General features: G+C 72.6%; 13 protein-coding genes. 9 read left to right on the forward strand and 4 right to left on the reverse strand.

What is annotated here, in order from left to right:
- A partial coding sequence (locus AB7J25_RS12445) for a TolB family protein (RefSeq protein ID WP_428508362.1) occupies positions 1-795 on the reverse strand: 795 nt, incomplete at its 3' end.
- A 6-nt stretch (positions 796-801) separates the two neighbouring features.
- Entirely contained in the window at positions 802-1065 is a 264-nt protein-coding gene (locus tag AB7J25_RS12450; protein ID WP_428508364.1) for a hypothetical protein, read from the reverse strand.
- Positions 1066-1332: 267 nt separating this feature from the next.
- Between AB7J25_RS12450 and AB7J25_RS12455 the strand changes: the two genes are divergently transcribed.
- A complete protein-coding gene (locus AB7J25_RS12455; RefSeq protein WP_428508366.1) occupies positions 1333-3267 on the forward strand; it encodes a lysostaphin resistance A-like protein in 1935 nt (644 codons plus the stop codon).
- 40 nt (positions 3268-3307) lie between these two features.
- On the forward strand, positions 3308-5338 hold the full coding sequence (locus tag AB7J25_RS12460; RefSeq protein WP_428508368.1) for an alpha/beta fold hydrolase: 2031 nt from the start codon (positions 3308-3310) through the stop codon (positions 5336-5338).
- A gap of 135 nt (positions 5339-5473) precedes the next feature.
- On the opposite strand, the gene AB7J25_RS12465 is transcribed toward AB7J25_RS12460, so the two are convergent.
- Complete coding sequence (locus AB7J25_RS12465) at positions 5474-8224, reverse strand: ATP-binding protein (protein ID WP_428508370.1); 2751 nt, start codon at positions 8222-8224, stop codon at positions 5474-5476.
- Positions 8225-8326: 102 nt separating this feature from the next.
- Entirely contained in the window at positions 8327-9328 is a 1002-nt protein-coding gene (locus AB7J25_RS12470) for a helix-turn-helix transcriptional regulator (RefSeq protein ID WP_428508372.1), read from the reverse strand.
- 236 nt (positions 9329-9564) lie between these two features.
- Between AB7J25_RS12470 and AB7J25_RS12475 the strand changes: the two genes are divergently transcribed.
- From AB7J25_RS12475 to AB7J25_RS12505, 7 genes are all read left to right on the forward strand, one after another.
- On the forward strand, positions 9565-9855 hold the full coding sequence (locus tag AB7J25_RS12475; protein ID WP_428508374.1) for a WhiB family transcriptional regulator: 291 nt from the start codon (positions 9565-9567) through the stop codon (positions 9853-9855).
- A 37-nt stretch (positions 9856-9892) separates the two neighbouring features.
- Positions 9893-10708 (forward strand): MerR family transcriptional regulator, encoded by an 816-nt coding sequence (locus tag AB7J25_RS12480; RefSeq protein ID WP_428508376.1) that lies wholly within the window; start codon positions 9893-9895, stop codon positions 10706-10708.
- A gap of 15 nt (positions 10709-10723) precedes the next feature.
- Positions 10724-11563: an alpha/beta fold hydrolase gene (locus AB7J25_RS12485; RefSeq protein WP_428508378.1), complete on the forward strand. Its 840-nt coding sequence runs from the start codon at positions 10724-10726 to the stop codon at positions 11561-11563.
- Between the two features lie 40 nt (positions 11564-11603).
- A complete protein-coding gene (locus AB7J25_RS12490; protein ID WP_428508380.1) occupies positions 11604-12056 on the forward strand; it encodes a RidA family protein in 453 nt (150 codons plus the stop codon).
- Positions 12053-12541, forward strand: coding sequence for a hypothetical protein (locus AB7J25_RS12495; RefSeq protein WP_428508382.1), 489 nt, complete (start codon positions 12053-12055; stop codon positions 12539-12541). Before AB7J25_RS12490 ends, AB7J25_RS12495 begins: the two co-directional genes overlap by 4 nt.
- Before the next feature lie 224 nt (positions 12542-12765).
- Positions 12766-13104 (forward strand): hypothetical protein, encoded by a 339-nt coding sequence (locus tag AB7J25_RS12500; protein ID WP_428508383.1) that lies wholly within the window; start codon positions 12766-12768, stop codon positions 13102-13104.
- Positions 13101-13778 carry a hypothetical protein gene (locus AB7J25_RS12505; protein WP_428508385.1) on the forward strand — a complete coding sequence of 226 codons (678 nt, stop codon included), beginning with the start codon at positions 13101-13103 and terminating at the stop codon, positions 13776-13778. The genes AB7J25_RS12500 and AB7J25_RS12505 overlap by 4 nt, the downstream gene beginning before the upstream one ends.
- Positions 13779-13847 lie beyond the last annotated feature (69 nt).

A 13847-nucleotide genomic window follows, 5' to 3' on the forward strand; every position in this document is an offset into this window, starting at 1 on the left:
GGGACCACGGGCCGCCGTGCACCAGCAGCACCATCGGCAGGTTCCGCGGCGCCACACCGATGGGCAGGGTGAGGTAGCCGGGCAGCTCGAGCCCGTCCCGGGCCGGGAAGCGCACCGGAGCCATCGGGGCCAGGTCGGCGGGGTCCAGGTCCGGGAAGGGCTGGAACAGTGATGCAGCGGTCGGACGGCCCCGGTGGTGCGGTCGATCCCCGAGATGGCGATCGTCCCGTCCTCCTCGGTCACGACCTGGAACGCGGGCTCACCCTGGCGGTCGAGCAGCGTGGCGGCCAGCGGATCGGCCTCCTCGTGGTGGAGCGCGACCTCGCCGGAGGCGATGTCGACCCGGAAGACGTCGATGTGGCCGACCCGCGGGTTCATCCAGACCAGGACGGTGCCCGGCTTCGAGGGCAGCGGCTCGACGGCGAACACCCGCGACCCGGGCCCCATCGGGGTGAGGTCGACGGCGGGGGCGGTGCCGTCCCCCGCCCACCCGTCGAGGTCGACGCGGTGCAGGTGCCAGTCCTCGTTGCCGTCGGTGTCCTGCTGGTAGAGCAGGAAGCGGGGATCGTCGGTCCAGTGGTAGGTGGTGATCCCGCGGCGGGTGTCGTGGGTGACGGGGACGGCGTCGTCGTGGCTCTGGTCGACGCCGCGGACCCAGACGTTGCGCCGTCCGCGGTGCGGGGCGAGGTAGGCGATCCGGGTGCCGTCCGGGGAGATCGTGGGCACGATGAACCCCGGGTCGGTGAAGAACTCCTCGACCGGGATGTGTCTCGGCCGCGGGTCCGGGGTGGTCATGGTGGGTCAAGCCCTGCCGACTCGGACCTGGCCCCGCCAGGGCATCCGGGCGGGCCGTGGACCGTCAGGCCGACGGAGCAGGCGCGTGCTGCTGCGCCGCCACGCCCAGACGACGACCAGCGCGGCGAAGACGACGACGGGGACGGCGGAGTGGACGAACCCCGTCGGGCCGCCCATCTGGTCGAGCAGTGTCGGCTGCGGTCCAGGAGCGGGTGCCGGGCCGCCCGGCTCCTCCCCGGCCGGGTCGCGGTGGGGATCGGTCGCGGTCACGTGTCCTCCCGGGTTGCGTGCTGTGCGCCCCAGGCAAGGCCGTGCCGTCACGGCACAGTCAAGCCGCTGTGGTCTGCGCCACGTGGGTTGACCCGGCCGCGACGGCACGGTGTCTCCTGCGGCACGACGACTGCAGATGGAGCGCCCGCTGTCCGCTCGACGGTCGCTGCGCTGCGCAACCCACCCACCGACACCCGCTACACCGTGTGGAGGAACGATGTTCAGCAGATACAGGCTGCCCGACGAGTCCGGGCGCCACCCCGCGGCGTGCTGATCCCCGCGACCGGGACTCCCGCGGCGCAGCCCGCCCCGTCCGCGGTCGACACCTCGCGGCCGTTCGGCGCCCACCTGCGCATGAGCTGGTGGAAGCCGCTCGTCCTCGTCCTGGCACTGCCGCTCGTCCTCGTGGTCCTCCAGGTGCTGGCCTACCGGCTCGTCGGTGTCGTCGAGGGCAGCGACGACCCGCTGTCCCCCGAGCTCACGCCGCTCAAGTCCCTGGCCGTCAACCTGACCACCGGCGCAACCGGCCTGGTCGCGGTCCTGATGCTGGTGTGGATGACCCGGGTGCCATGGCGCGCACTGTTCAGCTCGCGGCGGGCGTTCGACCGGCGGCGCCTGGCCCACTACGCGATCGGCGCAGCGCTGCTGGTGGGCGCCGGAGCAGGAGTGGTGGGTGCCGTCGCACCGGAATCCACGGGCTGGACGACCTTCGCGGTCAGCGGCACGACGATCGCCTTCCTGACGATCACTCTCCTCGTCACGCCCGTCCAGGCCGCCGGCGAGGAACTGATCTACCGCAGCGTCATGCTTCCGGCGGCCGCGAGCTGGGTGCGCCCGGTCCGGCCGGCCCTGGCCGTCGGGCTCGTGGTCTCCGCCCTGGGGTTCGCCGCGGTCCACGGCTCGACCGACCCCTGGCTGGCCGGCTACTTCACCGTGGTCGCCGTCAGCACCGGGCTGATGGCGATCCTCAGCGGCGGCATGGAGGCGCCGATCGCCTTCCACGTCGTCAACAACGTCCTCTTCGGCATCGTCGGCAACCTGATGTCCGGTGGCGGGAACACCACCATCGACCGCGCCACCGACACCGGCGACGCGTCCCTGCTGATCCTCGTCGCCGTCAACATCGGCATGGTCGCCCTCGTCGCGACCTACGAACGACGTCGCCGACACGACAGCGAGGTTCCCGCCCACCCCGCCCGAGCACCGGCGGACGTCGAGCGGCCGTGGCGCCGGCCGAGCCGTCCGTACCGCGTCGGGGTCGGACGTGGACAGGCCACCGAGCAGGCGTCGCCGCCCGCCGAGCGCGGCCGGGGGTCCGTCCCATCCGGTGTGCCGTACCACCGCGTCCTCTCCGGGGAGCAGCGTCGGATCGGGCGCGGCGTCGTCGCCCTCGCGCTGCTCCTCGGTGGCTTGTTCGTCCTCAGCATCGCTCTGAACGTGCTCGCCGCCGGTGTCGACATCCTGCTTCTCGGCCGGCCCGACCCGGTGCTGGGCGGCCCGATGTACACGGGGATGCAGCACGCCGGGGCGATGGCCGGCATCGCGCTGCTCATCCCGTGGAGCATGCTCATCCAGCGGTGGCTCTACGGCGTGCGCGGCGCCTCGTTGCACTCGGTCCGGTCGACGTTCCGCCTCGACCTGTTCGCCCGCGCCTTGCTCCTCATCGGCCCGATCTGGGCGGTGCAGGTGGTGGTCATGGCCGTGCTGCTGCCGGCCCCGCCGGCCGCGTGGCAGCTGACGGACCTGTACGGCGTCCTGCTCGCGACCCTCCTGCTGACGCCCCTGCAGGCGGCCGGCGAGGAGTACGGGCTGCGCGGTCTCGCCTTCCGGATCACCGGGAGCTGGGCCCGGGGACCGCGCACAGCCCTCGTCGTCGGCGTGCTCGCCACCGCCCTGATCTTCACCGCCATCCACCAGTCCACCGACCCGTGGCTCAACCTGTACTACTTCATCACGGGCGTCGCGCTGGCGCTCATCACCTGGCGCACCGGCGGCCTGGAGACCGCCGTGCTCATCCACGCGCTCCAGAACACCCTCAGCTTCGTGTTCGTGCTCGTCGCCCGCGGCGACCTCAATCTCGGGCAGACGGACCGCTCCGCGGGGGTCGGGTCGGTCGCGCTGCTCGTGCCGTGCGTCGTCATCATCGTGATCACGGCCGTTGTGTGGTGGCGCACGCGGCACACGGGACCGGCGCTGACCTGACCGTGATCGGGATGTCCACGACACCTGGAGGTCTCCCGCGATGGCCCTGCCCACGCTGATCACGGTCGAGGAGTTCTTCGACCCACCCGCCCGCAGCCGAGCCCAGATCTCCCCGGATGGCACGAAGGTCGCCTACCTCGCCCCGTGGCGGGACCGGCTCAACGTGTTCGTCCGCGACCTGGACGGCCACTGGCCCGACGCCTCGCAGGACCCGGCGGCCCGGCGCGTGACCTCCGACGACCACCGAAGCATCGAGACGTTCTTCTGGACCGCCGACCCCCGGTACCTGTTGTTCACCCAGGACACCGACGGCGACGAGAACGCCCACCTACACCGGGTCGACCTGACCCGTCCCGAGGAGCCCGCGGTCGATCTCACCCCGATCGACGGGGGGCGCGTGCTCGGCACCCAGCTCTCCGCCGACCGGCCCGAGACGGTGCTCGTCCAGCTCAACGCGCGCCGTCCCGACGTGGCCGACCTCTACGAGCTCGACCTCGACACCGCCCGGCTGACCGTGCTCGCCGAGAACCCGGGCGACGTCACCAGCTGGGTGCGCACGCCGACGGGACGCATCCTCACCTTCAGCCTGGCCGACGACGGCACGCACCTGCTGTTCGACTGGAACGCCGGCGCACCCCGCCTCATCAGCCGGTTCTCCGGTCTCGACCACCTCTTCGGGGTCTCCCCCTGCGTGCCCACCCCGGACGGAACGGGCCTGTGGATCGGTTCGTCCCGAGGGTCGGACCGCACGCGGCTGGTCCGGGTCGACCTCGGCACCGGCGAGCAGGTCGGGGTCGACAGCCACCCTGTGTTCGACCTGGACACCCCCCGCCCCGAGGCCGACCCGCGCTTCCCGTCCTCGCTGATCCTGCACCCGGCGACCGGGGAGCTGCTCGGCGCCCGCTATCTCGGTGCCCGCCAGGAGATCCACGCCCTCGACCCGCACTTCGCCACGGTGCTGCCGCGACTGGCGGAACTCTCCGACGGGGACCCGGCCCACGTCTCCTGCGACAGCACGGCGCAGCGGTGGGTCGTGGACTTCACCCACGACCGCGATCCCCGCGTCACCTGGTTCTACGACCACACCACCAGCACCGCCCGGCGGCTGTTCCGCCCCTACCCGCACCTGGACCCGGCCCGCTTGGCCCCGGTCACCCCGATCACCATCACCGCCCGCGACGGCCTCGATCTGCCGTGTCACCTGACCCTGCCGATCGGGGTGCAGCAGCGCGACCTGCCGACCGTCGTCCTGCTGCACGGCGGACCCTGGTACCGCGACAGCTGGAGCTACGACCCGGAGGTGCAGCTGCTCGCCAACCGCGGCTACGCCGTCCTGCAGGTCGACTTCCGCGGCTCCACCGGCTACGGCAAGGCCCACACCCAGGCCGCGATCGGGCAGTTCGCCGGCCGCATGCACGACGACGTCATCGACGCCCTGGACTGGGCGATCGCGCAGGGCCATACCGACCGCGACCGGGTGGCGATCTACGGCAGCTCCTACGGCGGCTACGCGGCACTCGTCGGGGCCGCCTTCACCCCGGACCGGTTCGCCGCCGCGATCAGCTACACCGGGATGTCCGACCTCGTCGACATGAACAGGTCGGCGATTCCGTTCGTCCGGCGCATCATCCAGAACTCCTACCTGCGCTACATCGGCGACCCGGACGATCCGGCGCAGGAGGCCGACATGCTCGCCCGTTCCCCGATCAGCCGGGTCGACGACATCACCGCCCCGATGCTGCTCGTCCACGGCGCCAACGACCTCCGGGTCAACCGCAGCAACTCCGACCGGGTCGTCGAGGCGCTGCGGGCCCGCGGCGCCGAGGTGGAGTACCTGCTCAACGAGCGTGAGGGCCACTGGTTCATCAACCCGGACAGCAACATCGAGCTCTACCGCACCCTGGAGCGGTTCCTGGCCCGCCACCTGGGCGGACGCGCCGCGGGACAGCCCGACCCGTGCCCTACCGGTCCGCACCCGTGGCGGCCGCCGTCTCCGCCACCGCTTCCGGCGCCGCGGTGCCGTCGCTCGGCGACCGGGGCGGGTAGCGCGTCTCACAGGTCCCGACCTTGAGGATGCCGCGACGGCCTCACCTCGCGGTCCGACCGGGCCCGCAACCGGTCGCCCGGCCTCTCGTAGGACACCGTCACCACGCCCGAACCGCGAGGCCGCGCAGCCGGCCGACGCCCGGCCCGGGCCGTTCTCCGGTCAGGGAAATCGCAGATCGCGGAGCTGGCGGCGGGACGTGATGCCCAGCTTGCGGAAGATGCTGCGCAGATGGGCCTCGATCGTGCGCGGGCTCAAGAACAGCTGCGCGCCGACCTCCCGGGACGTCGCCCCGGTGGCCACCAACCGCGCGATCGTCAGCTCCTGCGCAGTCAGCGCATCCGACGGCTGGGCGGTCCGCGAACGCGGGTGCTCGCCGGTGGCGCGCAGCTCGCGAGCGGCGCGCTCGGCGAACGCCTCCGCACCCATGCCCGACAGCAGCTCGTACGCGGTGCGGAGTTGCTGGCGGGCGGCCTGGCGACGACCCTCGCGGCGCAACCACTCGCCATAGACGAGGTGGGTGCGGGCGAGGTAGACGGCCATCCGGCAGGCTCGCAGCAGCTCGATCGCCTCGCGATAGTGGTCCTCGGCGGTAGGCCCGGTGCTGAGCAGCGCTTGCGAGCGGGCCGCCAGCCCGAGCGCCCAGGGGGTTCCGCTGGCGCGGGCCCGCAAGTCGAGCTGTTCCAGCATGACGGCCGCTCGCTCGGGCTGCTCGGCGCGGGAGGCGGCCTCGATGAGCTCGGGGAGGGCCAGGCTGATGTGCGGCGGGTCGAGGGATTCGCACGCCCGCTCCGCGGCGCCCAGCGCCGCTGCGTAGTTGCCCAGACCGTTGTGGAGCACCGCCAACGCGTGCTGTGCCAGTGCGACCTCGGCAGCGTTGCCGCGGGCAGTCGCCTCCTGGACGGCGGCGGCGTGGATCTCGACGGTCTCGGAGGAGTGCCCGCGCCAGGCAGCCAGCACGAGCCGGCCGAAGCGCAGCGACACGCTCCCGGTCACCTGCTTGATCGCGGTCTCCTCGGCGATCAGCTCGGTGGCCCGGGCCGGCTCGCCGGTGAGCACCGACACGGCCGACAGGAACAGCAGCGCGGCGGGGAGCATGGCCAGCGCACCGGCTTCTCGGGCCAGCCGGACGTTCCGGTGCGCCAGCACGTAGAGCAGCTCGTCGTCGAGAAGCATCAGCGCGGTACGGCTGGCCAGCCACAGCCAGCGGCGGGTGTCACCGTCGCCCGCGGGCTCAGCGGGTAGATCGTCAGCGCAGAACGCTTCCAGCGCACGGCGAAGTTCGGGCACGCCGGCCGCATATCCTTGCGTGTACGTCGTCACCAGCCCGTCGAGCAACAGATCGGCTGGCCCCGGCGATCCGGGTGGTGCGGGTGCGGCCCGGGCGGCTTCGGCCACCTCGATCATGCCGCGGCCATCGCCGAGGCCGCCGGTGATGATGGCCGCATCCAGGGCGTGCAGGTAGGTCTCGCGGGCCAGCGCGGGGTCGAGCGGGGCGAGCGTCTTGGCGGCATCGAGCAGCATTCCCGGCACCATGGCGCCGCGCGTGGTGTGGAACGCGATCTGGGCGCGCAGCAGCTCGAGCCGGGCGCCTTGCAGGGCGTCCAGCGGCCCCGCCGCGGCGACCGCCAACAGCTCCAGAGCGGCCTCGGGCGCGCCGGCCTCGTGCTTGGCATGTGCGGCTTCCAGCGCCCGTCTCGTCCGGTGGGCGGGCTCGGGCGTCAGCTCGACGGCTTGCTGCAGGAACGCCGCTGCGGCGGCCAGCCCGCCGCGGGCGCGTGCCCGGTCGGCCGAGCGCTCCAGTTCCGCGGCGGCCTCCTCGTCGGTGCCCAGCACCGCTTGCGCGCGGTGCCAGGCGCGCCGGTCCGGGTCGACCTGCGGGTCGGTCGCGGTGGCCAGCGCGCGATGCGCGCGACGGCGGTCCGGTGGCGTGGCGGCACGGTAGACCGCCGAACGCACCAATGGATGGCGAAACCGCACCCGGGTATCGATCTCCACGAGGCCGGCGGCTTCCGCCGGTGCGGCCGCTTCGCGGCCGATCCCCAGTTGCGCGGCCGCACGCCACAGCAGCGCCACGTCGCCGGTCGGCTCGGCCGCGGCGACCACCAGCAACAGCTGCGTCTCAGCGGGCAGGCTGCCCGAGCGGCGCCGGAAGGCGTCCTCGATGCGGTGCGGCACGCTGAGCGCGTCGGGCAGCTCGAACCCGCCGGCCAGCTGTGGCGGTGGCGCGCCCCGGGGCAGCTCCAGCAGCGCCAGGGGGTTGCCGCGAGCCTCGACCACGATCCGGTCACGCACCACGTCGTCCAGCGGCACGCGCAGCGCGGCGGCCAGCAGCGCCCGGGCGTCGGACTCACCGAGCCCGCCCAGACGCAGCTCCGGCAATCCGTCGAACGGGTCCGTGACGGCGTCGTCGAGGTCGCGCAGCGCGAAGACCAGCGCCATCCGCTCGGCGACCACCCGCCGCGCCACGAACGCCAGCACCTGAGCGGACGCCTGGTCCAGCCACTGCGCGTCGTCCACCACGCAGAGCAGCGGACCGTCCTCGGCGACCTCGGCCAGCAGGTTCAGCACGGCCAGCCCGACCAGGAACCGGTCCGGCGCAGCACCCTCGCGCATCCCGAACGCCACCCCGAGAGCGGCCTGCTGCGGCTCGGGCAGCACCCCGGCCCGCTCCAGCACCGGTGTGCACAGCTGGTGCAGGCCCGCGAACGCGAACTCCGCCTCGGCCTCCACCCCGACTGCGTCCTCGACCCGGAACCCGGCCGCGACGGCGGCGTCACGAGCGTGCTGCAACACGGTGGTCTTGCCGATGCCGGCCTCGCCACGCACGAGCAGCACACCGCTGTCGCCGCCCTCAGCCCTGGCGAGCAGGTCCCCGAGCGCCGCGTGCTCGGCGCGCCGCCCCACGAACATCGCCTGGTCCTCTCGGGCGCCGATCCCTGCCCGCAGGAATCGCCTCAACCGTCGGCCATCGCCGCGAACCGTACAGGTTCGAGCCTCCCGCATGCCGGCCGGTCAGGGGAGCCGCAGGTCACTGAGCTGCCGACGGGACGTGATGCCCAGCTTGCGGAAGATGCTGCGCAGATGGGCCTCGATCGTGCGCGGGCTCAGGAACAGCTGCGCTCCGACCTCCCGGGACGTCGCCCCGGTGGCCACCAACCGCGCGATCGTCAGCTCCTGCGCGGTCAGCGCATCCGACGGCTGGGCGGTCCGCGAACGCGGGTGCTCGCCGGTGGCGCGCAGCTCGCGAGCGGCGCGCTCGGCGAACGCCTCCGCCCCCATGCCCGACAGCAGCTCGTACGCGGTGCGGAGTTGCTGGCGGGCGGCCTGGCGACGACCCTCGCGGCGCAACCACTCGCCATAGACGAGATGGGTCCGTGCCAGATGGGTGACCATCCGGCAGCGACGAAGCTGCTCGATCGCCTCGCGATAGTGCTCCTCGGCGGCCCGTCCGGTGCTGACGAGTGCCGACGAGCGCGCGGCCAGCCCGAGACCCCATGCTGTGCCGCTGGCGCGAGCCCGCCCGCTGAGCTGCTCCAGCGCGGCGGACGCACGAGTCGGCTGACCGGCGTGCACGGCGGCCTCGACCAGCTCGGGCAGGGCGACGCTGCTGTAGGCCAACTCGTCGTACTCACATGCCGCCGCCGCAGCGGCCAACGCGGCCTCGTAGTTGCCAAGGCCGTTGTGCAGGTAGGCCAGCGAGACCTCAGCCATGCCGACCGTCGCGCCCTCACCCCGTCCCGTCGCGTCCTCGATCATGGTCGCGTACAGCTCGGAGGTCTCGGTCCGCCGGCCACACCAGGACGCGAGCGTGAGCCTGGCGTTGGGAAGGCGCGGAGCTCCCGTGATTCCGGTGATCGCATGCTCCTCGGCGATCAGTTCGCGGGCGTGCTGCAGCAGGGCGGTCTTGCCGATGCCGGCCTCCCCACGCACGAGCAGCACACCGCTGTCGCCGTCCTGGGCCCGCGCGAGCAGCTGCTCGATCGCCTTGTGCTCGGCTTGCCGGCCGACGAGCACGGTCCGCTCCTCCTTGGCGCCAGCACGGGGTCGATTAGGTGATTGTCACCGATGCGAACACAGCAGGTCGGACCGGGTCGTCACAGTGCCGGCCTCCCAGTGCCGGGCTCGGCGACGGCATCAGGAACTTCCACCGACGCGGCCAGGGCGCCGTCCACGCGAATCTGACGACCGACACCAGACGCGACCCGGGAGCGAGCACACCGCGATGACCCACCGAGCCCGTCACCGTCGTCGTGCGTACCGGCCGGGCCGGGCGGTACCCCGACTGGCGGATCACCCCGGACCTCCTGCCGTCGTGGCACCGGCAGGCCCTCTGCGGCGGGATCGACACTGCGGTGTTCTTCCCCGCCGACGAGGAGTGTCCCCCGCAACGGCAGCACCGCGAGCGGGTCGCGAAGGCGATCTGCGCCGCCTGCCCGGTCCGCCGGCCGTGCGCCGTCTATGCCCTGGTCCACCGGGAGCTGCACGGCGTATGGGGCGGGCTGTCGGAGGCCGACCGCCGGCGTCGACTCGCGCGCACCTGACCACCATCACCCGCCTGGCCTCACGGAGGGATCAGCTGTGGCCTGGAGTACCCGCGAACTCGCCCAACTCGCCGGCACCACCGTGCGAGCGGTGCGGCACTACCACGACGTCGGCCTGCTGGAGGAGCCACGGCGCCGCGCCAACGGCTACAAGCAGTACCGCGTCGCGCACCTCGTCCGGCTCCTGCGGATCAAGCGCCTCGCCGATCTCGGGTTCACCCTGCCGCAGATCGCCGAACTGGGTGACGCGGACCGGCACCCCCGGGAAGCACTCCGCACCCTCGACAGCCATCTCGCCCGGGACCTGGACCGCGTGCAGCGCGCACGCGTCGAGGTCCGCCAGATCCTCCAGCAGGCCACACCGACCGACCTCCCGCCCGCGCTCGCCGCGAGGATCCGGGACGCCGGCCTGTCCGACACCGACCGCGCCCTGCTGATCGTGCTGACCAGGGTGCTGGACCTGGCGGTGGTCACCGACTTCGTCGACGCTCTGGTCGCTCTCCCACCGAGCGCGGCGGAGACCGCGTTCGATCAGCTCCCCGCCGACGCCGACGACGCAACCCGTCAGGGGCTCGCGATCAGGCTGCTCCCCGGGAGCCGGGCCCTGCCCGTGATGCTCCTCCGCCTGTGGAGTGCGACCACCGGCCTGAGCGTCGCCGCCGCCCGGACCGTCGACCAGGCGATGCGCGACCTCTACAACCCCGCGCAGCTCGACGTCCTGCGCCGGATCGGGCTCCTGCTCCACTCGCGTCCCGACCCGCTCACCGCGTGGCTCGTCGCGAACACGACCGGGGACGCCACCATCGCCGCGGCGACCGCGATCGCGGTCTGCCGGCCAGCAACAGCCAAGTGAATGCGGAAGGAAATCATGGGACACGTCATCGTCGGGAACGAGAACAGCACGCCGATCGAGCTCTACTACGAGGACCAGGGAGCCGGCCGGCCCGTCCTGCTCATCCACGGCTACCCGCTCAACGGCCACAGCTGGGAGCGCCAGACACGCGAGCTGCTCGCCGCCGGGTACCGCGTCATCACCTACGACCGTCGCGGGTTCGGCCAGTCGTCGAAGGTCGGCTCCGGCTACGACTACGACACGTTCGCCGCCGACCTGAACGCCCTGGTGGAGGCCCTCGACCTCCACGACGTCGTCCTCGTCGGGTTCTCGATGGGCACCGGCGAGCTCGCCCGCTACGTCGCCCGGTACGGCCACCAGCGGGTCGCGAAGCTCGCCTTTCTGGCCTCCCTGCAACCCTTCCTCGTCGCCCGTGACGACAATCCCGAGGGCGTGCCGCAGGAGGTCTTCGACGGCATCGAGGCCGCAGCGAAGGGGGACCGCTACGCCTGGTACGAGCAGTTCTTCTCCGACTTCTACAACCTCGACGAGAACCTCGGCCACCGCATCGGCCAGGAGGCGGTCACCGGCAGCTGGAACGTCGCCATCTCCAGCGCTCCGGTGGCGGCCCACGCCGTCGTCTCCTCGTGGATCGAGGACTTCCGCGCCGACGTCGAGGCCGTGCGCGCCAGCGGCAAGCCGGCCCTGATCCTGCACGGCACCGCCGACCGGATCCTCCCCATCGAGGCTACGGCCCGCCGCTTCCGGCAGGCCCTGCCCGAGGCGCGGTACGTGGAGATCGACGGCGCCCCGCACGGGCTGCTCTGGACCCACGCCGACGAGGTCAACGCCGCCCTGCACGCCTTCCTGAGCTGAGCCGCGGACATCGCCACAACCGGACGGAAGCGAGACCACCATGGCCGTACGACTGCTCAACCCCGACGACCACGTCACGATCCCCCTCTACCACCACGTGGCGATCGCGACCGGGAACACCCAGATCCACTTGGCCGGCCAGGTCGCCTGGGACGAGAACGGCGCGCTGGTCGCGGACGACCTGGCCGGTCAGGTCGCCCAGATCTACCGCAACGTCGCCAAGGGACTGGCCGCGGCCGGGGCGACGTTCCACGACGTCGTCCGCTTCACGTGGTACTTCGCGAAGTGGGAGCGAAGCATGTACGACGAGTTCCTCGCCGGCGTGGACCAGGCCTCGCGCGAGTTCGACCTGCCGCGGCCGCCGCTCGCGGCGATCGGCGTCGACATCCTCTTCGAGGACGGGATCCTGGTCGAGGCCGAGGTCACCGCCGTCGTCGACCGCGGGGACCCGCTCCCCGCGGGCGTTCGCCCCGGCCCGGACGAGTCGCCGTGACCACCGCCACCGGTCGCCCGACCACCGACACCCGTGGCGCCCCGCCCCGCGGCGCCGACCTCGTCGGGCGCGCGCTACTGGTGCTCTGCGCCCTGTCCACGGCAGCCGCCTTCGCCGACGGTGTCACCCGCATCGCCGAGGCTCCCGCCGAGTGGATCCTGACCGAGTCGTGGCGGACCGCGGCCTACCTGGTCTTCGCCGGCATGTGGGCATTGCTCGCGGTCTGGCCGCGTTCGCAGCGGGGGATGTGGGAACTGATCGTGCTGCACAAGGTGGTGGTCACCGTCCAGGCACTACTCGTGCTCGACCTGCCCGGCGCCGCGCGGACCGCGTGGGTCGACGGCGTCCTGGTGGCCGCGACCGTCACGGCGTGGGTGCTGTGCCGCGGCTGGCTCACCTGGCGCCGGCTGCGCGAGACCGCCTCGCCGGAATCATCCAGGCCCGAGGTGCCCGGTGAGCACCGTCAGGTCACGCACCAGCAGTGATCAGCGGCCAGGGCGGCCCCGGAGGGTCGGGCGGACAAGTCCCAGTGAGCGACCACGCGCAAGGCGACATCACGTGACCGGTAGGTGACGGGAAGGTGACGGGAAGCCCGCCGGCGGACCCTCGGCCCCGGACACCCAACGCGCCCGGTGTCCCGGCCGGATCTCCCAGGGGAATCGGCCGAATGCCCGAACCGCAGGATCCGACCACACACCGGAGCGAAGCCATGATCGACGTGATGATCAGATTGGACGACGTGAAGGCCAAGACGGAGGCGGCACTGCGCGCAACCGAGGCGGACAGCGGTGCGTCCGCCGTGACGGTCGCGGTCGTGCGCGAGTTCGACTCCACAGCCGCGAAGGCCAACCAGGTGGCCGACGCCAACGGCGCTGCCCGCGACGCCGTGATCGAACTGGAGCAGGCCGGCGACAGCGCCAAGGCCGCCGCCGAGGCCGACCCGAACCTCGACGCGGCGGCGCTGCAGGCGGTCCAGGACGCGCACCTGACGATCTGCATCCTCAAGACCGAGGTGACGGACGGCCCGCAAGCCAGGGAGAGATCATGAACCAGGCCGGGCCGCCCTACCCGCAGAACCCCCAGTACCCGCAGCAGCCGCCGGGCCATTACGGTCCGCCGCCGCCCGGTCCGGGACCGTATCCGCCCGGCGGGCCACCGTTCGCCTACCCGCCACCCCCGCCCCGCCGCTCCGGCGGGGGTGCCAAGACCGCGGCCAAGGGCTGCCTCTACACCCTCGCCGTGCTCTTCCTGCTGGCGATCGTCGGCGGCGTCATCGCGACGTCCCGGGGTCCGGAGCGCGAGCCGCAGACCGGGCAGGTCACCGCACCGGCGACGCTGTCGGCGTTCGATCTGCAGCCGGGCGACTGCTATGACGAGAGCATCACGGGGCGTCCCGCGCCGCCACCGACCGGCAGCGACCAGACCTCGAACCAGCTTGTCGTCAGCGTCGCCGTCAAGCCCTGCACCGAGCCGCACCTCTACCAGGTCATCTCGAAGATCAGCTACGCGGCGACCGACTCGTGGCAGGACGTCAGCGAGCGCCTCGGTGCGCAGGCCTGCGAGGCCGAGTTCCGCGAGAAGCTGAGCCAGGCGGTGCGCAGCGACACCACCCTGCACCCCGGCACGCTGGTGCCGGCCGACCCGCAGAGCTGGACGCGCCACCCGTCCGTCGCCTGCGTCGTCAGCAGCGACACGCCGATCACCAGGTCCCTGCTGTCCTGAGCGGGCTCCGCTGCACGGGTGAGGATCGTCGGTGGCCTGCGCTCCGGCTGCTCGTCGAACACTCGAGGG

Origin of the sequence: Pseudonocardia sp. (assembly GCF_050246655.1) — a bacterium.
In the GTDB taxonomy this organism is placed as follows: domain Bacteria; phylum Actinomycetota; class Actinomycetes; order Mycobacteriales; family Pseudonocardiaceae; genus Pseudonocardia.

Bases quoted from the DNA above. Each gene is read 5' to 3' on its own strand.
- AB7J25_RS12460 (WP_428508368.1), top strand. From the start codon at position 3,308: ATGGCCCTGCCCACGCTGATCACGGTCGAGGAGTTCTTCGACCCACCC.
- AB7J25_RS12465 (WP_428508370.1), bottom strand. From the start codon at position 8,224: ATGTTCGTGGGGCGGCGCGCCGAGCACGCGGCGCTCGGGGACCTGCTC.
- AB7J25_RS12485 (WP_428508378.1), top strand. From the start codon at position 10,724: ATGGGACACGTCATCGTCGGGAACGAGAACAGCACGCCGATCGAGCTC.
- AB7J25_RS12490 (WP_428508380.1), top strand. From the start codon at position 11,604: ATGGCCGTACGACTGCTCAACCCCGACGACCACGTCACGATCCCCCTC.
- AB7J25_RS12500 (WP_428508383.1), top strand. From the start codon at position 12,766: ATGATCGACGTGATGATCAGATTGGACGACGTGAAGGCCAAGACGGAG.
- AB7J25_RS12505 (WP_428508385.1), top strand. From the start codon at position 13,101: ATGAACCAGGCCGGGCCGCCCTACCCGCAGAACCCCCAGTACCCGCAG.